Origin of the sequence: Methylorubrum salsuginis (assembly GCF_900114375.1) — a bacterium.
Classification (GTDB): Bacteria; Pseudomonadota; Alphaproteobacteria; order Rhizobiales; family Beijerinckiaceae; genus Methylobacterium; species Methylobacterium salsuginis.
The window spans coordinates 1-19659 of the sequence record NZ_FOSV01000038.1; the positions used below are offsets into that span (position 1 = coordinate 1).

At 67.9% G+C, this 19659-nt stretch carries 16 protein-coding genes, 1 tRNA gene and 1 pseudogene; 5 read left to right on the forward strand and 13 right to left on the reverse strand.

The window, feature by feature from the left end; genetic code table 11:
• From BM140_RS25580 to BM140_RS23995, 5 genes are all read right to left on the reverse strand, one after another.
• On the reverse strand, nucleotides 1–401 hold a 401-nt coding region (locus BM140_RS25580; protein ID WP_207549508.1), incomplete at its 3' end, for a transposase.
• The gene (locus BM140_RS23980; RefSeq protein ID WP_091951872.1) at nucleotides 398–679 is read right to left on the reverse strand and encodes a COG3415 family protein; all 282 of its coding nucleotides are present in this window, start codon (nucleotides 677–679) and stop codon (nucleotides 398–400) included. The genes BM140_RS25580 and BM140_RS23980, both read right to left, overlap by 4 nt.
• A gap of 268 nt (nucleotides 680–947) precedes the next feature.
• Nucleotides 948–1040: transfer RNA gene (locus BM140_RS23985), tRNA-Ser, on the reverse strand.
• A gap of 124 nt (nucleotides 1041–1164) precedes the next feature.
• The gene (locus BM140_RS23990; protein WP_091951875.1) at nucleotides 1165–1959 is read right to left on the reverse strand and encodes a glycosyltransferase family 2 protein; all 795 of its coding nucleotides are present in this window, start codon (nucleotides 1957–1959) and stop codon (nucleotides 1165–1167) included.
• A 62-nt stretch (nucleotides 1960–2021) separates the two neighbouring features.
• Nucleotides 2022–3545 carry an acetate--CoA ligase gene (locus BM140_RS23995; RefSeq protein ID WP_091951877.1) on the reverse strand — a complete coding sequence of 508 codons (1524 nt, stop codon included), beginning with the start codon at nucleotides 3543–3545 and terminating at the stop codon, nucleotides 2022–2024.
• Between the two features lie 93 nt (nucleotides 3546–3638).
• Between BM140_RS23995 and bla the strand changes: the two genes are divergently transcribed.
• Nucleotides 3639–4502 carry a class A beta-lactamase gene (gene bla, locus BM140_RS24000; protein ID WP_091951879.1) on the forward strand — a complete coding sequence of 288 codons (864 nt, stop codon included), beginning with the start codon at nucleotides 3639–3641 and terminating at the stop codon, nucleotides 4500–4502.
• Nucleotides 4503–4527: 25 nt separating this feature from the next.
• On the opposite strand, the gene BM140_RS24005 is transcribed toward bla, so the two are convergent.
• Complete coding sequence (locus tag BM140_RS24005; protein WP_091951881.1) at nucleotides 4528–5055, reverse strand: GNAT family N-acetyltransferase; 528 nt, start codon at nucleotides 5053–5055, stop codon at nucleotides 4528–4530.
• Between the two features lie 188 nt (nucleotides 5056–5243).
• Between BM140_RS24005 and BM140_RS24010 the strand changes: the two genes are divergently transcribed.
• On the forward strand, nucleotides 5244–7979 hold the full coding sequence (locus BM140_RS24010; protein ID WP_131803947.1) for a M10 family metallopeptidase: 2736 nt from the start codon (nucleotides 5244–5246) through the stop codon (nucleotides 7977–7979).
• Between the two features lie 236 nt (nucleotides 7980–8215).
• On the opposite strand, the gene BM140_RS24015 is transcribed toward BM140_RS24010, so the two are convergent.
• The 4 genes from BM140_RS24015 to BM140_RS24030 all read right to left on the reverse strand — a co-directional run bounded on the left by BM140_RS24015 (nucleotide 8216) and on the right by BM140_RS24030 (nucleotide 14177).
• On the reverse strand, nucleotides 8216–9313 hold the full coding sequence (locus BM140_RS24015; protein WP_091951885.1) for a microcin C ABC transporter permease YejB: 1098 nt from the start codon (nucleotides 9311–9313) through the stop codon (nucleotides 8216–8218).
• A 7-nt stretch (nucleotides 9314–9320) separates the two neighbouring features.
• A complete protein-coding gene (locus tag BM140_RS24020; protein WP_091951887.1) occupies nucleotides 9321–11195 on the reverse strand; it encodes an extracellular solute-binding protein in 1875 nt (624 codons plus the stop codon).
• On the reverse strand, nucleotides 11192–13117 hold the full coding sequence (locus tag BM140_RS24025) for an extracellular solute-binding protein (RefSeq protein WP_091951889.1): 1926 nt from the start codon (nucleotides 13115–13117) through the stop codon (nucleotides 11192–11194). The genes BM140_RS24020 and BM140_RS24025 overlap by 4 nt, the downstream gene beginning before the upstream one ends.
• A gap of 163 nt (nucleotides 13118–13280) precedes the next feature.
• Nucleotides 13281–14177, reverse strand: coding sequence for a c-type cytochrome (locus BM140_RS24030; protein WP_091951891.1), 897 nt, complete (start codon nucleotides 14175–14177; stop codon nucleotides 13281–13283).
• Between the two features lie 261 nt (nucleotides 14178–14438).
• Here BM140_RS24030 and BM140_RS24035 point away from each other — a divergent pair, with 261 nt between their 5' ends.
• Together BM140_RS24035 and BM140_RS24040 are read left to right on the forward strand one after the other, a co-directional pair.
• Entirely contained in the window at nucleotides 14439–15182 is a 744-nt protein-coding gene (locus tag BM140_RS24035; RefSeq protein WP_091951893.1) for a 3-deoxy-manno-octulosonate cytidylyltransferase, read from the forward strand.
• Nucleotides 15183–15193: 11 nt separating this feature from the next.
• Nucleotides 15194–16051 carry a prephenate dehydratase gene (locus tag BM140_RS24040; protein WP_091951896.1) on the forward strand — a complete coding sequence of 286 codons (858 nt, stop codon included), beginning with the start codon at nucleotides 15194–15196 and terminating at the stop codon, nucleotides 16049–16051.
• Nucleotides 16052–16173: 122 nt separating this feature from the next.
• Here the strand turns inward: BM140_RS24040 and dnaA are convergent, their stop codons facing one another.
• The gene (dnaA, locus tag BM140_RS24045; protein WP_091951899.1) at nucleotides 16174–17676 is read right to left on the reverse strand and encodes a chromosomal replication initiator protein DnaA; all 1503 of its coding nucleotides are present in this window, start codon (nucleotides 17674–17676) and stop codon (nucleotides 16174–16176) included.
• A gap of 606 nt (nucleotides 17677–18282) precedes the next feature.
• The gene (rpsT, locus tag BM140_RS24050; protein ID WP_056243142.1) at nucleotides 18283–18549 is read right to left on the reverse strand and encodes a 30S ribosomal protein S20; all 267 of its coding nucleotides are present in this window, start codon (nucleotides 18547–18549) and stop codon (nucleotides 18283–18285) included.
• A gap of 317 nt (nucleotides 18550–18866) precedes the next feature.
• On the opposite strand from rpsT, the pseudogene BM140_RS25260 reads away from it, so the two are divergent.
• A pseudogene (locus tag BM140_RS25260) lies at nucleotides 18867–19292 on the forward strand (helix-turn-helix domain-containing protein); the annotation flags it as partial.
• A gap of 92 nt (nucleotides 19293–19384) precedes the next feature.
• On the opposite strand, the gene BM140_RS24065 reads toward BM140_RS25260, so the two are convergent.
• Nucleotides 19385–19659 (reverse strand): integrase core domain-containing protein (locus tag BM140_RS24065; protein ID WP_131803949.1); only part of this gene is annotated, 275 nt, incomplete at its 5' end.

Sequence of the window (19659 nt, forward strand, 5' to 3'; positions counted from 1 at the left end):
TTGTTGAACAGCACCGTGCGCTTCATGAAGCGCCGGAAGCGCTCGATCAGGTTGAGATTGGGTGCGTAGGACGGCAGATCAACCAGTCGCAGCCGGCAACCGGGCTGGTCGAGCCAAGCCTTCAGTGCGCGCGAGCGATTGTAGCGGGCATTGTCGAGCACGACCGTGACGCTCTCGCTTGCCGGATGGCGGGCGGCCAGCGTCTCGAACAGGCGGATCATCGCCGCGCCGGTGATCGTCTCCTCGTGATGGTGGATCAGGCTGCGATCCGGCCAGGAGAGAGCGCCGTTGAGGTTGAGCCGGGTGCGGCCATGGCGTGCGGGGCGTAGACGTGGCCGAAGGCGGCCTTGACCTGCGCGTAGACCGCCTTGGCGGTCTGAGACACCTCGGCGGCGATTCACTCCGACAGGGCGGCCCGCTGATCGGCCGACAGCCGCGAGATCCGCCCCGTATAGCCCAGGCTCACCACGTCGATACGGACGCGCTCAAGGTAGAGCGTGCGATGCTCGGCCACCGTGCTCTCGTCGAAGTACAACGCCGCCGCGATCCGGGCCGGCCTCCAGCCGTCGTCGAGGAGCAGAAGCACGTTCAGGTGCCGATGCACGGCACTGTTCAACTGGCGCCTCTTCAGCACCAGGAAATGCGCGCAATCGTCAGGAGACAGAATCAGCCCTGCCATTCCTGAAGGGAATCACGCAAACCTGCGCGCGAAAAGCCAAACCCCGGGCTCCAAACGAGTCGCGGTATATGAGATGACAGCTGCTCTGAAACGGCGAGTCACCGAACTTCGGGCAATGACCCAATTCAATCCCTAGCCTCAGGGGGATTCGCGCTATCGAAACGGTGCGCTAAAAGCCTTATCCGCAGGGTTCGCGTGTGAGGACAAATCGATCCTACGCGCGCGGCAGCCCGTTGTCAGAAAACACACTTTCCGGACTGAGGGTAGATGGCGGAGACGGAGGGATTCGAACCCTCGATACCCTTATTAGGGGTATGCTCATTTAGCAAACGAGTGCCTTCAGCCTCTCGGCCACGTCTCCCCGCGCTGTGGCTCTAGAAGCTCCGGGGCGGCGGGTCAACCCGGTCGGAGCGCTCTCCGACGCAGTGGCCGCCGGTTCGGCGTCGGAGCGCGTGGCAAAGCAAGGATCAGGAGCCGTACCCCGCCTAACGGAGCGGGGCACCGCTCTCACGTGGGGACGTCACGCGGCGCTCGTAGTGCTTGGCCACGCGCAGGTGGCGGGAGATCGCGTAGTTCATCGCGGTCAGGAAGCCGTAGACGCCGCGCACGAAGTGGCGGCGGCCGAAATAGGCCTTGAGGAAGTTGCCCGGCAGCTCCACGAACACCCGCCAGGACGGGATCGTGACGCCGCGGGCGTCGAGGTCGTCGGCCTGCTGGTCGGAATAGCGGTTGAGCTTGTCGAGCTGGTCGCCGAGAGAGCGCACCGAGAAATGGTGGATGCGTCCCTTCAGCCGGCCCGCGGTGACGCCCGCGCCGAGTTCCACCCGGTCGTGGACCGGGGAGGGCGAGTAGCGGCTGCGGTCCCAGCGGTAGAGTCGCACCGGGCTGAGAACATAGGCCCAGGGGTGTGGGCGGGTCTCGCCGGGAAAGATCTCGGCGATGTCGAGGCGCCACGCCGCGTGCGTCGGCTCGCCCGCGGCGAAGGCCGCGCGGATCGTCTCGGCCAAGTCCGGCGGCACCACCTCGTCGGCGTCGAGGTTGAGCACCCAGGGATGGCGGCACTGCTCCTCGGCGAAGCGCTTCTGCGGGCCGTAGCCCGGCCAGTCGTTGTGGATCACCCGGGCGCCGAGGCTCTCGGCGAGCGCCTGCGTGCCGTCGGTTGAGCCGGAATCTACCACCACGAGGTCGTCGGTCAGGTCGCGCACCGCCCGGATCGTCGCGCCGATGCGGTCGGCCTCGTTCCGGGCGATGATGAAGACGGAGATCGGCAGCGCGGACATGCTTTTTCGATTTCGCGGAGGCGCCCCGCTGTAGCCGTGGGCTCCCCGGCGAACAAGCGCGCCTACGGCTCCGCCAAGCGCTTGCGCTGGACCTTGCCGTTGGCGGTGCGGGGCAGGGCCTCGAGGAAGCGGATCTCCCGCGGGCACTTGTAGCCGGCGAGCCGTTCGTTGCACCACGCGATCAGCGCATCGGCGTCGGGCGTCGCGCCGGGGCGGGGCACCACGAAGGCGGCGATCACCCTGACGTCGGCGCGTACGGCGAGTTCCGTCACGCCGACTTCCGCCACGTCGGGATGCGCGGCCAGCGCCGATTCCACCTCGACCGGCGAGACGCGGTAGCCCATGGCGTTCATGAGGTCGTCGTTGCGGCCGTGGAACCAGAGATAGCCGTCTGCGTCGAGGCTCGCGAGGTCGCCGCCCGCGAACCAGTCGCCGCGCATCACCGCCGCCTCCTCCTCCGGGCGCTGCCAGTATCCAAGCATCAGCCCCGGCTCGGAGCGATGGACGGCGAGCAGCCCGGTTTCGCCCTGCGGCAGCGGCTCGGGCGCGCCCTCGACGGGCAGGATGGCGACGCAGCGCCCCGGCTGGGGCCGGCCGGGGGAGCCCGAACGCACCGGTATCGTCGGGCCGCTCGACACGTAAGTGGAGATCTCGCTCATGCCGAGCGCCTCGTAGAGCGGCAGGCCGGTGCGCGCGGTCCACTCGGCCAGCAGGTCGGCGCTCAGCGCCTCGCCCGCGGTGACGCCGTGGCGCAGACCCGACAGGTCGTGAGCCGCGAGGTCGGCGTATTTGAGGATCTGGCGGTACACGCTCGGCACGGCAGCGAAGATCGTGGCGCCGTGGGCTTCGATCAGGCCGGGCCAGACGCCGCGGTCGCGCGGGCCGTTGTAGAGCACCGTGGTGGCGCCGCAGGCCCAGGGGTCGGTGATGCCGACACCGAGCGTGTAGGTCCAGTTCATGGTGCCGGCATGCAGCATCACGTCGGTCTCGGTCAGCCCGAGCCAGTGGGCGTGCATCGGGCGCCGGCCCCAGATGGCGCGATGGGCGTGGAGCACACCCTTCGGCCGGCTGGTTGTGCCGGAGGTGTAGACCAGGGTCGCCGGATCGTCGGCGGCAGTGTCGGCGTAGTCGGGCAGGGGCTCGCCCGCCTTCATCGCGGCGATCGCCTCGGCATCGAGCCACAGGCGCCCGCCCGCCTCCGCCGGCCTGTCGAAGCCTCGGCCGACCACCACCGCGGCGACGCCGGCATTGTCCATGAGGAAGGCGGCTTCGTCCGCCGTCAGCTGCGGTGAGGAGGGGAGCGCCACGAGGCCCGCGGCAAGGGCGCCGAAATAGACGAGGACATAATCCGCCTCGTTGCCCATGCGGATCATCACCCGATCGCCCGGCTTCAGCCCGAGGCCGAGAAGGCCGGCGGCGATGCCGCGCACGGCGCGGTCGGCCTCGGCATAGGTTAGGCGCGAAGCCTGGCCCTCGCCGACCATCACCAGTGCCGTCTTGTCGCCGCGAAGCCGCGCATTGTCCGCAAGGCAGTGGCGGGCCGCGTTGAAGCGGGGCGGCGGAAGGCGGTCGTCGGGAATCGGCACGGTGAAGTCCGGTCGTGAGGGGCGCCTCCGGTGTCCGCCGCCGCTCGCGGGCCGTCAAGAAGGCCGACCGGTGCGTAGGGAGATCGGGTCCGCATGATCACGCGACGTGGGGCGTTGGGGGGCGGGCTCGCCGCGCTGAGTCTCGCCTTGAGAAGCGGGCGGGCGGACGCCGGTCCGTTCGAGGATACTTTGGCGCAAATCGAGGGGCGGGTCGGCGGGCGCCTCGGCGTCGCCCTGCTCGACACGGCCTCCGGCGAATTGACCGGACGGCGCATCGACGAGCGATTCCCCCTATGCAGCACTTTCAAGGTCCTGGCGGCCGCCGCCGTGCTGGCGCGGGTCGATGGCGGGCAGGAGAGCCTGGAGCGACGGATCGTGTTCGGGCGCGAGGCCCTGGTGCCGTACTCGCCGGTCACGGAGCCGCGGATCGACGGGAGCGGCATGAGCCTCGCCGAACTGTGCGAGGTGGCGGTGACCCGCAGCGACAACACCGCGGGCAACCTGCTGCTCCAGGCGCTGGGCGGACCGCCGGGGCTCACCGCGCATCTGCGTTCCCTCGGCGACCGGGTGACCCGGCTCGACCGCACCGAGCCGACCCTCAACGAGGCGGCGCCGGACGACCCGCGCGACACCACGAGCCCGGCCGCGATGGTGCGGGTGCTGGCCGGGCTGACCCTCGGCTCGGCGCTGTCGCAGCCCTCCCGCGACCGGTTGAACGGCTGGCTGCGCGACAACCGCACCGGCGGGGCGCGGCTGCGGGCCGGGTTGCCGCCGGGCTGGCGCATCGGCGAGAAGACCGGCACCGGCGAGCGCGGCACGACGAACGATGTCGGCGTGCTCTGGCCGCCGGACGGGGCCGCGCAGGTGGTGGCCGTCTACCTCACCGGCTCGGACCGTCCCCTGGCCGAGCGCGAGGCCGCCCTCGCCGCGGTCGCGAAGGCCGTGGTCGAAGCGTGAGATCAGCGCGAACGCCCACCCGATCCTACCCGATCGGATCGGGGCCGGATCGCTTCCGGACCGGCCGGATCGCACCCGAGCGGGCGGCTTTCACGCCCTCGCGCAATTCGAGCCAGAGGAAGCGGGCCGGATCGACCGGCCCCGGCAGCACGAGGCGTCCCGGCGGCACCGGCTCGAATCCGAAGCGGCGGTAATAGGGCGCGTCGCCGACCAGCACGACGAGGCCGTGGCCGGCGCTCCGGGCCGCGTCCAGGCTCGCCTGCATCAGCGCCGAGCCGATGCCGCGATCCGAAAAGCTCGGATCGACGGTGAGCGGCCCGAGCACGAGGAGCGATCCGCCCGCCGCCTCCGCCGGGCCGATCCGCACCGAGCCGACGAGATAGGTGCCGACGAGCGCCGTCAGGCAGAGATCGGCCAGCGGCACCGTGCCCTCGCGCAGGCGATAGGCCGTGCGGGCGAAGCGGCCGGGCCCGAAGGCGCGGGCATGGAGCCGCTCGATCGCCGGGCCGTCGTCCGGGTGTTCGGGGCGGATGACGAGGGGCAGGGCGGTCACGGCAGGCGTCATCCGGGCGCGGGGACGAGGGCCGATAGCAGCCTGCCCGTCAGCCGGCAAACGGTGTCGCATCGGTCGTGTGAAGCGGCGTCCTCAAGCCGACCGACAAGCGCGGCGAGCGGCGCCCCACACCGATCGTCGCAAAATTTGTCACATCGTTTGCGGCGCTCGATCTGGACAAAAACCACTTGTTAACACAGGAGAATTATCCATTAAAAGAAATGGGGGTAGTTGTCTTGGCTAAAGTAAGCACTGTTGCTGTCCCGAAAAGCAGCAACGTCTATATCGACTCGCTTATATTCGGCGGGATTCGCTGGGATCAGAAGAGCGGCCCGATCTCCTACGCCTTCCACCAAGGCGACGAGGGCATGGCGCCTTGGACGTCCGCCGACAAGGCGGCCTTCAAGCTCGCGTTCTCGTTGTTTTCCAACGTTGCCAATGTGTCCTTCGCGGAAGCCGCCGACCCGGAAGGCGCGAATTTGAACCTCGGTCTGATAAAGGGGTCGATTCCCGGCGCGGAACAGCTCGTCGCGTTCATGGTCCCTCCGGGCCTGCAGCTTGCCGACGGCCCGCCCCCGGGCACCGGTCTGTTCAGCATCGGGGCGCATCCCAACTGGTACGGTCAGCTCAGCCAGGGGGGCTACAGCTTCGCCACCATCATTCACGAACTCGGCCACGGTCTCGGCCTGTCTCATCCGCACGACAATGCCGGCGGATCGAGCCTCTTCCCCGGCGTCGATGGGTATGACGCCGAAGGCGGGCCGCTGCTGAAACCGGACGGCACCGTCGACTTCGCGAGGGACACCGGCGACGACGATCTCAACATCGGTTTGAATACGATGATGAGCTACAACAATATCGGTCAATCCTACGCCCCGAACGCTGCGGCGAATTTCGGGTTCGAGGGAACGCCGATGGCCCTCGACATCGCGGCCCTGCAGCACCTCTACGGGGCGAACATGACCTATCGCACCGGGAACGACACCTATCGCCTGCCGCAGGCCGACAAGGTCGGAACGTTCTGGTCGAGCATCTGGGATGCCGGCGGCATCGACACGATCAGCAACGAGGGCTCGAACCGGGCGGCGACCATCAATCTTCAGGCCGCGCCCCTGACCGGCCCCAAGGCCGGCGGCTACGTCTCGGCGATCAAGGGCAATGCCGTCCACGGCGGCTACACCATCGCCAACCGGGTCACGATCGAGAATGCCATCGGCGGCAAAGCCGACGACAAGATCGTCGGCAATGCGGCCGCCAACCGGATCGACGGCGGTGGCGGAGCCGACGTCATGATCGGCAAGGAAGGCAACGATACCTATCTCGTCGACAACCGGAAGGATCTCGTCGGCGAAGTGAACGGTCAGGGCAACGACACGGTGATCTCCACCGTGAGCTACGGTCTGCTCGAGGGCAGCTCGGTCGAGACGCTCCGGCTCGCTTCGACGACGGGTCGGGCCGCCTTGAACCTCGACGGCAACGGCTTCGCCAACACCCTCATCGGCAATGCCGGCAACAACCGGCTCGACGGGAAGGGGGGTGCCGATACGCTGAGCGGCCTGGCCGGCGACGACCGATACGTCGTCGACAGCGCAAAGGATCGGGTGATCGAGGCGAAGGGCCAGGGCAACGACACGGTGTTCTCGACCGTGAGCTATGCACTGGCCAAGGGCCAGGAGATCGAGTCGCTTCACCTCGCCAAGCCCGACAGCAAGGCAGCGCTCAACCTGACCGGCAACGAATTCGACAACGCCCTCGTCGGGAATGCCGGTCACAACCGGCTGGACGGCGGTACCGGCGACGACATGCTCTCCGGAAAGGGCGGGAATGACCGTTATTATGTCGATTCCTCCTTCGATCAGGTCTTCGAAGCGAAGGGGCAGGGGGTCGACACCGTCGTCAGCACGGTGACTTACAGCCTGGACAAGGGTCAGGAGGTGGAACGGCTCGAACTCGCTCCCTCGACCGGCGCGACGGGGCTGAACTTGACCGGCAACGAATTCGACAACACCCTCGTCGGAAATGCCGGCCGAAATATCCTCAACGGAGGTGGCGGCGCGGATAAACTCTACGGCCTGAAAGGCGACGATCTCTATCTCGTCGACAATACCGGAGACCAAGTTTTCGAGGTCCAAGGGCAGGGACAGGACGGCATACTGTCGACCGTGACCTATACCCTGGCCAAAGGACAGGAGATCGAGGATCTCGTTCTCTCGTCCTCGACGGGCAAGACCTCACTTGACCTGACCGGCAACGAGTTCGCCAACACCTTGATCGGTAACGAAGGTGTCAATTGGCTCGATGGCGGGGCGGGCGCGGATGTAATGCGCGCTAACGGCGGCGACGACGTCTACATCGTCGACAATACAAAAGATCGGGTCCTGGAGGATGTGGGCCGAGGAGACGACATCGTCAAGACGCACGTGTCCTACACGCTCCTCGCGGGACAGGAAATCGAGAGGCTATGGGCCGCCGAACCGGAGGATGCGCGCAACATCAGTCTCACCGGTAACGAGTTCGGGCAGGAGATCTATGCAGACGCCGGGAACAACCGTATCGACGGCGGACTCGGCAATGACCATCTGTTTGGTGGACCCGGAGCGGACACCTACGTGTTTTCGACAAAGCTCGGCAGAGACAACGTCGATCAAATCTACATTTACGGTAGCCAGGACCCGGGGGACCCCCGTGACATGATCGAACTGTCCAAGCTCATCTTCTCGGCCCTCGCGCCGGGCCAACTCGCAGAGAGTGCGTTCAAGGCGATCGACCATGCCAAGGTCGATGCTGACGACCGGATTCTCTACAAGCAGGCGACCGGCGAAGTGTTCTACGACGCGGATGGCTCGGGCAAGGCCGGCGCGCAGCTCTTCGCCGTGGTCGAAAACAAGGGGGAGCTGAAGGCGGGCGACTTCCTCATCGCCTGACGTTTCTCGGATATATCCCGCAGCGGCCTCATCCGTCGCTGCGGGACTGTATCCCAAGGGGACGGTCCGTCAGGTCGAGAGACTGCCCGCTTCTCGGACGGACCGATCCACCTCTGTGCCAAGACGCGGGGACGGGCATCGCGTGTCCGAAATAGGCCTGGGGATCGGGCCGTGACGGTGGCGTGCGGAGGGCCGAGAGCCATCGGCCGACAGCGAACCGTGACCGCTCCCGGATGTCACGCCGCCTTGGCGGAAAAGTCGATCCGCGGATCGATCCACGTATAGATCAGATCCGAGAGCAGGTTCACGGCGAGCCCCAGCAACGAAAAAATGTAGAGCGTAGCGAACACCACCGGATAGTCGCGCCCGACGATGGAGGTGAACGACAGCAGCCCCAGCCCGTCGAGGGAAAAGATCGTCTCGATCAGCAGCGAGCCGGTGAAGAAGGCGGTGATGAAGGCGCCGGGGAAGCCGGCGATGACGATGAGCATCGCGTTGCGGAAGACGTGGCCGTAGAGGACGCCGCGTTCGGTCAGGCCCTTCATCCGGGCGGTCAGCACGTATTGCTTGCGGATCTCGTCGAGGAACGAGTTCTTCGTCAGCAGCGTCGAGGTCGCGAAGGCGCCGAGCACCAGGGCGGTGAGCGGGAGCGCGAGATGCCACGCGTAATCGAGCGCCTTGCCCCACAGGCTCAGGGACTCGAAATTCTCCGAGGTCAGGCCGCGGATCGGGAAGATCTGCACGAAGGAGCCGCCCGCGAACAGGATGATCAGCAGGATGCCGAACAGGAAGCTCGGGATCGCGTAGCCGACGATGACGACCGCCGAGGTCCAGACATCGAAGCGCGAGCCGTCGGAGACCGCCTTGCGGATGCCCAGCGGAATCGAGATCGCGTAGGAGATCAGCGTCATCCAGAGACCCAGCGAGACCGAGACCGGCAGCTTCTCCTTGATCAGCTGCAGCACGCTCACGTCGCGGAAGTAGCTGCGGCCGAAATCGAACCGGGCATAGTCCCACAGCATCTTGGCGAAGCGCTCGGGCGCCGGCTTGTCGAAGCCGAACTGCGCCTCCAGCTTCTTGATGAAGGCCGGGTCGAGCCCTTGCGCGCCGCGATACTTGGCGTTCTCCGAGCCGCCGCTTTTCGCGCCGCCGCCGAGATCGCCCTGGCCGCCGGTGATGCGGCTCAGGGAGCCCTCCTGCTGGCCCTGAAGCTGGGCGAGCACGCGCTCGACCGGGCCGCCGGGGGCGAACTGGATGATCGCGAAGGTGATCAGCATGATCCCGAAGATGGTCGGGACCATGAGGGCGAGGCGCCGCAGGATGTAGCCGATCATGTTTGCCTCAGTCCCGGCCGATCCGCCGGGCTTTGTCCGGGTCGTACCACCAGAGATCGGGGGTCCCGAGGCCGTAGGCCGGCGGCGTCGCCGGATGGCCGAACACGTCCCAAGTCGCGAGCCGGTAGCTCGGGGCGTACCACATCGGAATCCAGTAGCGGCCCGCGCGCAGCACCCGGTCGAGCGCGCGGCAGGCGGCCTCCAGCTGCGCCCGCGAGGCGGCGGTGACCGCCTTCTCGATCAGGGCATCGGCCGCCGGATTCTTGATGCCGGCGATGTTGTTGGTGCCGGGGATCGCGGCGGCGGCCGAGCCGAAGCTCGTGCGCAGCTCCGGCCCCGGCGTCGCGCCCTGCGAGGCGTTGCGGACCACGATGTCGAAGTCGAAGTCGCGCACCCGCAACTGATATTGCGAGGCATCGACGATGCGCTGGCGCGCCTGGATGCCGAGCCGGGCGAGGTTGCGGATGAAGGGCTGGGTGCGGGCTTCCCAGATCGGGTCGTTGTCGAGGAACTCGAAGGCGATGGGCGCGCCGCCCGGCAGCCTGAACACGCTGCCGTCGCGGGTGCAGCCGGCCTCCTTCAGGAGCGCGTTGGCGCGGCCGAGCAGCGCCCGGTCCTGGCCCGAGCCGTCGCTGGACGGCATCACCCAGGCCTCGCCGAACACCTCGGCCGGCACGTCGCCCGGATGCGCGTCGCGCAAGGGTTCGAGCAGGGCGAGTTCGTCCGGGCCGGGCTTGCCGGTCGCCTTGAGATCGGACCGCTCGAAGAACGATTCCGTCCGCACGTAGGTGTCGAACATCTGGTTGCGGTTGGTCCAGGCGAAATCGAAGCACAGCCCGATCGCCTCGCGCACCCGCGGATCCCGGAACACCTCGCGACGGGTGTTGAACCACCAACCCTGGATCGCGGCCGGCGCGTTGTTGGGCAGCGTCACCCGCTTCACCCGGCCCTCGCGGGCTGCGGGAAAATCGTAGCCGTTGGCCCAGATCGAGGAGGTGAACTCCTCGCGATAGGTGAAGGCGCCGCTCTTGAACGCCTCGAACGCCGCTTGGCGGTCGCGGAAATACTCGTAGCGCAGGGACTCGAAATTGTTGCGCCCGACATTCACCGGCAGGTCGGCGGCCCAGTAATCCGGCACCCGCTCCAGCTCGATGAAGCGGCCGACATCCATTCGCCCGACCCGGTAGGGGCCGGAGCCCAGCGGCTCCTCCAGCGTCGAGGCCTCGAAGTCGCGACCCTTCCACCACGCCTCGGAGAAGATGGGGAGGCTGGCCACCGTCTGCGGCAGGTCGCGGGCGTAGCCGGCCTTGTAGCGCACCAGCACCACGTCGTCGGCCTCGGGCGTCGCGTCTTCAAGGTCGAGGATCTCCTGCGAGATCGCCGGATGGCCCTTGTCGCGCAGGATCTTCAGCGAGAACGCCACGTCGCGGGCGGTGAGCTTCGAGCCGTCCTGGAACCGCGCCTGCGGCCGCAGGCGGAAGCGCTGGCTCAGGCCGTCCGGGCTTGTCTCCACCGTGCGGGCGATCAGCCCGTAGAGGGCGTCCGGCTCGTCGAGCGCGCGCACCATCAGGCTGTCGAAGGTGAAGTTCAGCCCGGCCGCGCCGTTGCCGCGGAAGACGAACGGGTTGAGCGTGTCGAAGGTGTCGAAGGCCTGATTGCCGAAGGTCTGCGTGATCTGCGTCGAGAAGCGCCCGCCGCGGGGCGCCATCGGGTTCACGTAGTCGAAATTCGGGAAGTCCGGCCCGTATTTCAGTTCGCCGAAGCTCGACAGGCCGTGGCTCGGGCCGGTGGCCGCGGCGTGGACGGAGCGGGGGAGGGCGGCGGCGAGCGCGAGCGCTCCGGTGCCGAGGACGAGGCCGCGGCGCGTGGGGGCGCCGCTCAACGCGGCGCTCCCGTCTTCCTGGCCAGGGCCTCGTCGTACCACCACGTCGTCGGGAAGCCCGACGCGCCGTATTTCGGCAGCACCGGCGGATGACTGAAGCGGTTCCAGCGGATCGTGCGCGTCACCGGCGAGGACCATTGCGGCACGAGATAGTTGTGGGACAGGAGCGCGCGGTCGAGCGCCCGCGTGGCCGCCACGAGCGTCTCGCGGTCGCTGGCAAAGATCAGCTTCTCGATGAGCGCATCGATCCCGGCATCCTTGATGCCGGCGATGTTGCGCGAGCCCGGCTTGTCGGCGGAGGCCGAGCCCCAATATTCGCGCTGCTCGTTGCCCGGCGAGAGCGATTCCGGCCAGCTCGAGGTGGTGATGTCGAAATCGAAGCTGCGCAGCCGGTTCTGGTACTGCGCCTGATCGATCACCCGCACGCTCGATCCGATGCCGATGAGCTTCAATTGCGCGGCAAACGGCAGGATCACCCGCTCGAACACATTCTGGAATTCGAGGAACTCGACCGTCAGCGGCTCGCCGGTGGCTTTCGACACCATCTGGCCGCCCTTCAGCTCGTAGCCCGCTTCCTTCAACAGGCCGACGGCCTGGCGCAGGTTCGCCCGCACGGCCTCGGGCGTGTCGTTGACCGGGTTCTTGTAGGGCTCGGTGAAGACCTTGGGCGGGAGCTTGTCCTTCACCCCCTCCAGGATCGCCCGCTCGATCCCCTCGGGCAGGCCGGACGCCGCAAGTTCGGAGCCGAAGAAGTAGGAATCGATGCGCTGGTACTGCCCGTAGAAGAGCTGCCGGTTCATCTCCTCGAAGTTCATGGCGAGGTTGAAGGCGCGGCGCACCCGCTCGTCCTTGAACTTGTCCCGGCGCAGGTTGAACACGAAGGCCTGCATGATGCCGGTCCCGCGCCCGGGGAACTCCTCCTTGATCAGGCGGCCTTCCTTGACGGCGGGGAAGTCGTCGTACTGGGTCGCCCAGTTGCGGGCGATGTTCTCGGTGCGGAAATCGTAGAGGTCGCCCTTGAGCGCCTCCAAGAGCACCGACCCGTCGCGAAAGTACTCGAAGCGGATCGTGCCGAAGTTGTTGCGGCCCCGGTTCACCGGCAGATCCTTGCCCCAGTAATCGGCGACGCGCTCGTAGATCGCGTAGCGTCCGGCATCGATCTTGGCCAAGCGGTAAGGGCCGGAGCCCAGCGGGATTTCCAGCGTGGTCTCGGTCGGGTTGCGGGGCTTGCCGTTGGCGTCCTTGGCCGTCCACCAGTGTTTCGGGAGCACCTGCATCTGGCCGAGCACCTGCGGCAGTTCGCGGTTGCCGGCTTCGGAGAAGCGGAAGGTGACCTCGCGCTCGCCGGTGGCCTCGGCCTTCGCGACGCTGTGGTAGTAGGCGGCGTAGAACGGGCTGTTGGCCTTGAGCGTATCGAACGACCAGATCACGTCCTCGACGGTCAGCGGCGTGTCGTCGTGCCAGCGGGCGCCCGGGCGGAGGCGGTAGGCGACCGATAGGCCGTCCGGGGCGATCCGCACGGCTTCCGCCAGCTGGCCGTAGGAGGAGAACGGCTCGTCGCCCGAATCCTCCATCAGCGTGTCGTAGATCTGGGTGATGCCGCCTTCGAGATCGCCTTTCAGGCCGTTGACGATCATGTTGAGGTTGTCGAACCCGCCCTGCGCGCCCAGCCGCACGAGGCCGCCGACGGGCGCCTTCGGGTCGGCATACTCGAAATGCTCGAAGTCGGGGCCGTATTTCGGCTCGCCGAGCAGCGTCAGGGCGTGGCGCCAGCTGCCGGGCATCCCTTGAGCCGCCCCTTGCGCCGAGGCCTTCGCCGCAGATTCCGCGGGCTCCTGGGCCAGGGCCGGACCGCGGAGTCCGAGGGCGGCGAGGGCTCCGGCGAGGAAGCTGCGGCGTGCGATCACGGCGTGGTCCGTCACGTTGGCGCGTTCTCCCGATCGTTCATGAACAACGACAATTTCTCGCCGACGTTCTAGGACGGCGGGGACGACGCGCCAAGCGGTCCAGTCCGCGCAGGTCTTCCGAGACGAAAAAGGCCGGACCTTTCGGTCCGGCCTTCGGCCACGTCCGCGGACGCAACGATCAGGGTTTGGGTGCCTCGGCCGGCTTGTCCGTGGCGGGCGGGGTCTCGGGCGCGGTGGGCTGTTGCTTCGCGTCGGTGCCGCCGGTCGGCTTGGCGATGTCCGGCTGCGACGGGGCGACCTCGTTCTGCTGCGGTTGCTTCTCGGGGGCCGGCACGGTGCGGGCGGTGTCCTTGCCGTCGCCCTGGTTGCCCTGCGGGGCGTTGGTCGCGGGCTTCTTGTCCTTGTCGCCGGTGGCGCTCTCGGGCGCCTTGGTCTCGGCCGGCTTCGTCTCGGCCGGCTTAGCGTCGGGCTTGGCGTCGGGCTTCGCCTCGGCCGGCTTTTCGGCGGCCTTCTCGGCCGGCTTGGCCTCGTCCTTCTTCTCGGCGGCCGGGAGCGGCTTCGGGCTGTCGGAGAGCGTGCGCAGATAGGCGATCACGTTGGCGCGCTCGGTCGGCGAACCGATGCCCGCGAACGCCATCTTGGTGCCCTTGATGTAGCCCTTCGGATTCTCGAGGAAGTGGTCGAGATCCTCGTAGGTCCACGTGCCGCCCTTCTCCTTCAGGCCGGCGGAATATTCGAAGCCGGCGGCATGCGCCTTCTGGCGCTCCACCACGTCCCACAGGTCGGGGCCGACCTTGTTCGGGCCGCCCTTCTCGAAGCTGTGGCAGGCCTGGCAGGCCTTGGTGCCGCCCTTGCCCTTCTCGGCGTCGGCGCTGGCGAGCCGCACGGCGATCGGCTCGGCCTTCGGCGCGGCGGCGGCGGAAGCCGCCTTCGGCTCCGGCTCGGGCAGCGGGTAGCCCGCGTTGCCTGCGGGTTTCGGGTGATAGATCAGCTCCGCCACGAAGCCCGACCCGACCGCGAACAACAAGGCGCCGAGTACCGCGCCGGCGACCTTGTTCAGTTCGAAGGAATCCATGCTCGACAGCTCCGGCGCGCGGGGAGAGGGCCCGGCGGATGGCGGCCCGACGGGCAAGACGCCGGACATTGGAAGAGTGCCAGGGTGATTAGCCGTTTGGAACCGATCTTGACAATGGGCCGCGCGCGCTGCGTGCTGTCGCACGAGGGGTTCTGAAACGGTTTTCGCGCCGCCGTGTCCCGCGGCGCACCGTCATGACAAGCCCGGCCCTGCCTGTTAGAGCCTCGCCCGACGCCACCCGCGCGAGGCCGTATCCGGGCGATGTCCGATCCGCTGATCCTGATTCCGGCCCGTCTCGCCGCGACGCGCCTGCCGAACAAGCCGCTCGCCGACATCGCGGGCGAGCCGATGATCGTCCATGTCTGGCGCCGCGCCGTGGAATCCGGCGTCGGCCCGGTGGTGGTCGCCACCGATGCGCCCGAAATCGTCGAGGCGATCGAATCCCGCGGCGGCCTGGCCGTCATGACCTCGCCCGACCATCCGTCCGGCTCCGACCGCCTCGCGGAAGCCCTGGAGATCGTCGATCCGGAGGGCCATCACGACGTCGTCGTCAACGTGCAGGGCGACCTGCCGACGATCGATCCCGGCATCATCGCCGCCGCGGTGACGCCGCTGGCGGATGCAGCCGTCGACATCGCCACGCTGGCCGCCCTGATCGAGCGGGCGGGGGAGGCGGACGACCCGAACGTCGTCAAGATCATCGGCCACCACGTGGCCTCGAACCGCCTGCGGGCGCTCGCCTTCACCCGGGCCCGCGCGCCGTGGGGGGAGGGGCCTTTGTTCCACCATATCGGCCTCTACGCCTATCGCCGGAAGGCGTTGCGCCGCTTCGTGAGCCTGCCGCAGGGCGAACTCGAACGGCGCGAGAAGCTGGAACAGCTGCGCGCCCTGGAAGCCGGGATGCGCATCGACGCCACCCTGGTCACCGACCTGCCGCTCGGCGTCGACACGCCGGCCGATCTCGAACGCGCCCGGGCGCTGCTCTCCGCCCGCCGCCTGAACTGAAGCATCAGCCCATGACCGACCGCACCATCGCCTATCAGGGCGAGCCCGGCGCCAACTCGCACATCATCTGCGCCCAGGCCTATCCGGGCTGGACCTATCTGGCCTGCCCGACCTTCGAGGACGCCTTCGCGGCGGTGAACGAGGGGCAGGCGGCGCTTGCCATGATCCCGATCGAGAACTCGATCGCGGGCCGCGTCGCCGACATCCACCACCTGATCCCGACCTCGCGGCTGCACATCGTCGCCGAGCACTTCCTGCCGATCCACTTCCAGCTGATGGTGCTGCCGGGCGCCCCGCTGGAGGGCATCAAGTCCGTACACAGCCACATCCACGCGCTCGGCCAGTGCCGCCGCATCGTCCGGCGGCTCGGTGTGAAGCCGGTGGTGGCCGGCGACACCGCGGGCGCCGCCCGCGAGGTGGCCGAGTTGCGCGACCCGACCCGCGCAGCGCTGGCGCCGGCCATGGCGGCGGAGGTCTACGGCCTCGACATCCTCGAGCGCGACGTCGAGGACGAGGCGCACAACACCACCCGCTTCGTCGTGTTCTCGCCCGAGCCGGTGCTGCCGGAGCCCGGCGGGGATCCGACCGTGACGAGCTTCATCTTCCGGGTCCGCAATATCCCGGCCGCCCTCTACAAGGCGCTCGGGGGCTTCGCGACCAACGGCGTCAACATGTCGAAGCTCGAGAGCTACATGGTCGAGGGGCAGTTCACCGCGACCCAGTTCTACGCCGAGGTCGACGGCCACCCGGAGGACGACGGCCTGCGCCGGGCGCTCGACGAACTGCGCTACTTCTCCCGCGAACTGCGCGTCCTCGGCACCTACCCGGCCCATCCGTTCCGCGAGGCGACGCGGCAGGCGGCCGAGTGATTTTTCGGGGATCGGCTCGGGCTCACGTCCGAACCGATCTCCCGTCACCCGAAACGGTCATCGGGGGCGAAGTCATCATGCATCGTCCCGGATCCGTTGGCCGGGACGATGCAACGGCGCCGTCAGTCCTGAAGCATCCGCTTCAGCAGCTCGACCTCGTCCCCCAGCACCGCGTCCTCGCCGATCTGCTTCTCGATCTTGCGCACGGCGTGGAGCACCGTGGTGTGGTCGCGCCCGCCGAAGCGGCGCCCGATCTCGGGGAGCGAGCGCAGCGTCAGCACCTTAGACAGGTACATGGCGATCTGGCGCGGCTTGACCACGGCGGCAGTGCGGCGCTCGGACAGGATGTCGGAGCGCGAGACGTTGTAGCGCGAGGCCACCAGCTTCTGGATGTCCTCGATCTTCACGCGCTTGGGCTCGCGGTTCTTCACGAGGTCGCGGATCGCCGATTCGGCGGTCTCGACCGTCACCGGGGCGCCGGTGAGCGTGGCATGCGCCAGCAGCCGGTTGACCGCGCCTTCGAGGTCGCGACCGTTGGCCGTGATGGCGCGGGCCACGTAGGACGAGACCTGGGGCGAGACCTCGAAATTCGGGTGGCTCTGGCGGACGGCCGCGAGCCGCGCCGACAGGATCGAGGTGCGAAGCCCCTCGTCCAGATTACCGATCTCAACCACGAGACCGCCCGCGAGGCGCGAACGCACCCGCTCGTCCAGCGTCTCCAGCTCGGTCGGCGGACGGTCGGAGGCGACGACCACCTGGCGGCCGGAATCGATCAGGGCGTTGAGCGTGTGGCCGAACTCGGTCTGGATCGACTTGCCCTGGATGAATTGCACGTCGTCGAGGATCAGCAGGTCGATCGCCCGCAGCTTCTCCTTGAAGGCCAGCGCGCTCTGGGTCTTCAGGGCGTTGACGAAGCCGTACATGAAGCGGTCGGCAGTCAGATAGATGACGCGCCGGCCCGCCTCGCGGGCGGCGTGCCCCGCCGCATGCAGCAGGTGCGTCTTGCCCAGGCCCACGCCGGCATGGACGTAGAGCGGGTTGTAGAGCGCGCCCTCGCCGTCGTTGCGGGCGATGCGCTCGGCAGCGGCATGCGCCAGAGCGTTGGAGCGACCGACGACGAAGCTCGCGAAGGTGAGGCGCGCATCAAGCGGCGCGCCGTTGAGATCGACCGTACCGGCCTCGCCGCGGGGCGCGGCGATCTCGGTCTCGACCATCGGGCCGGGGCCCTGGAGCGCCGCTTGCGTCGCGGTGGCGTGGAGCCGCGTCAGCGGGCCGCTGGTCGGGCTCGGCTTGCCGGAGGTCGGAGCCGGGCGGGCGGGTGCGGACGCGCCGCGCACGCCGACCTCGATCCGGCCGACGCCCTCGGCCTCGGCCCGGAAGGTGGTGAGCACCCGGTCGAGATAGTGCGATTCGATCCAGCTCTTGAGGAAGCGGGTCGGCACGGTGAGGCGGGCGACGCCGCCGGACACGTCTTCCAGTTCGAGCCGGGCGAACCAGCTCGCGAACACGTCCTCGCCGAGTTCGGCCCGCAGGCGCCGCTTCACCCGTCCCCAGGCCGCGGAGACATCGACGCCCCGCCCATCTCCGCCATTCCCGCCGTCCGCCATGCTGCCGTCGAGGTGCATCGAAACTCTCCTCGCAGCCGCCCGGCGGACCGGACGGCTGCGTACGCAGTACAAAACGAGAGGGCCCACCCGATTACGGAGGCGGCACCCGATGAACTCCGCGGCGTGTCAAGAGGCAGGCCGGCGGCTATCGCTCAAGAAGGCTGTGTATCAACAATCCTCTATCGTTCTCCTAACAACGGGACGATCGGGGACAACTTCTTCGCTGGCACGGAGTCGTGAACGGCACCCCCGGAGTCGAAGGCATGAGAGCATCATGAGGGCATCTTGGGGAAGACTCGCGTGCGGCCGGTGTTGACCTTGTGGGGCGCCGAGCTCCGCAAGGTTTCATTAAGCTACACGCTCGGACCCGCACCGAGGAGTCGTTAACGTTGTCAACGTGGTTAACGGAACCTTGCGGAAGGCGGATTCGGCCGGCGCAAGGGGCAACCTGGGACAAGTGCGCGGCCGCTGTGGAGAAGGCGCAGAGTCCGGTGCATGGCGAAGGGGCGGCCGGGCTCCGCGTCCTGGCGGGGTGCCTTCGGCGCAACAAAAAAGCCCGGCACTCGGCCGGGCTTGGGTCGTCCGTATCGATGTCACCCGGTCGTACGACCGGGGGAGGGGCCCTCAGGCGGCGATGGCCTTCACCCGGGCGGCGAGGCGCGAGACCTTGCGGGAGGCGTTGTTCTTGTGAACGATGCCGTGCTGGGCAGCGCGCATGATCTCCGGCTCGGCGGCGCGGAGCGCGGCGAGCGCGTTGTTCTGGTCGCCGGAGGCGATGGCCTCCTCGACCTTGCGGACGAAGGTACGCATCCGCGAGGTGCGCGAGCGGTTGATCGCCGTGCGCTTGGCGATCTTGCGGGTCATCTTCTTGGCCGACACGGTGTTGGCCATGGGGGCATCCTCGTCTGGTCGCGGCGGCAGCGACCGGAGCCGGGTTCTTCCCCGTGTCGGTCGGCGCAGCCTGAATGATTGGCAATGGCGAAGCGCCCGGTCACTGCAAGCGGCCGGTCGCGGAGCGCGTCCTATAGCGGCACCCCCGCAGGTCGTCAACAAATCCCAAGGCGAGCGCTTCCCGCAGGCGCCTCGCGTTCTCTCCTGGCCTCGAGCGCCGGCGCGCCCGCGGACTCATACCAATCGGCGCGGTTGGACTCACGGGTTCACGCGCGAGCGGCAGGTGTGATTCGATGAGGCGAGCCAGGAGGTTTGGCATGTCGAAGGCCGTGGGCTCGAGCGCGAGGACTTTGATGCCGATGCCCTGCATCGTCTGGCCCAAGCGAGCCGCGATGCCGTTCAGAGCCGGCGCCTTCCGACGCTAGCCGCGATCTACGACGGAGCCAGCCGCACTCAAGGCGTCCGGATCGGCGCGGTCGGCTTGCAGACGGTGCGCAACTGGGCTCTGGCCTTCGACGCGGCCGGGCCGGACGGCCTGATCGAGCACAAAAAGCTCGAAAGGCGGTTCAAGCTCGACGATGCGCAGCGGCAGGCCTTTACAGCCGTCATCGAGGAAGGGGCGGACCTTCAGTGGCATGGCGTGGTCCGCCGGCGGCTGAAGGGACTTGGCCGCTTGGCTGCTCGCGCGGTTCGGGGTCCGCCTGGATGAGAGCGGCGTCGGTCGAGAGGTAAAACGGATGGGCCTATCGATTATGAACCATGCCGATTGGTATAAAATTTCGCGTCGAAGATGCCATTGACCTGACCGGCATTTTGGACCGAGCCGATTGAGAGGCTACTGCATGGTGGCGGCCATGGGTAGCCGGAAGGCTCGATCCGGGACGGTGACGGGCGCAGGTGGCCGGTAGCCCAGCGACGAGTGCGGCCGGACGCGGTTATAGGTGTTCTGCCAGAGGGCGATCACAGTCTGCGCCTCCCTCAACGAGTAGAAGATTTCTTGACGTAGGCACTCATCACGAAGCTTGCCGTTGAAGCTTTCGCAGTACCCGTTCTCCCACGGCGAGCCGGGTGCGATGTACTGGATCTGCGGTCCGACCTTGGCGACCCACT

Excerpts from the sequence above, each read along its gene's own strand:
- BM140_RS24030 (WP_091951891.1), bottom strand. The coding sequence starts at position 14,177 with ATGGATTCCTTCGAACTGAACAAGGTCGCCGGCGCGGTACTCGGCGCC.
- BM140_RS23980 (WP_091951872.1), bottom strand. The coding sequence starts at position 679 with ATGGCAGGGCTGATTCTGTCTCCTGACGATTGCGCGCATTTCCTGGTG.
- bla (WP_091951879.1), top strand. The coding sequence starts at position 3,639 with ATGATCACGCGACGTGGGGCGTTGGGGGGCGGGCTCGCCGCGCTGAGT.
- rpsT (WP_056243142.1), bottom strand. The coding sequence starts at position 18,549 with ATGGCCAACACCGTGTCGGCCAAGAAGATGACCCGCAAGATCGCCAAG.
- BM140_RS24015 (WP_091951885.1), bottom strand. The coding sequence starts at position 9,313 with ATGATCGGCTACATCCTGCGGCGCCTCGCCCTCATGGTCCCGACCATC.
- dnaA (WP_091951899.1), bottom strand. The coding sequence starts at position 17,676 with ATGCACCTCGACGGCAGCATGGCGGACGGCGGGAATGGCGGAGATGGG.
- BM140_RS24035 (WP_091951893.1), top strand. The coding sequence starts at position 14,439 with ATGTCCGATCCGCTGATCCTGATTCCGGCCCGTCTCGCCGCGACGCGC.
- BM140_RS23990 (WP_091951875.1), bottom strand. The coding sequence starts at position 1,959 with ATGTCCGCGCTGCCGATCTCCGTCTTCATCATCGCCCGGAACGAGGCC.
- BM140_RS24040 (WP_091951896.1), top strand. The coding sequence starts at position 15,194 with ATGACCGACCGCACCATCGCCTATCAGGGCGAGCCCGGCGCCAACTCG.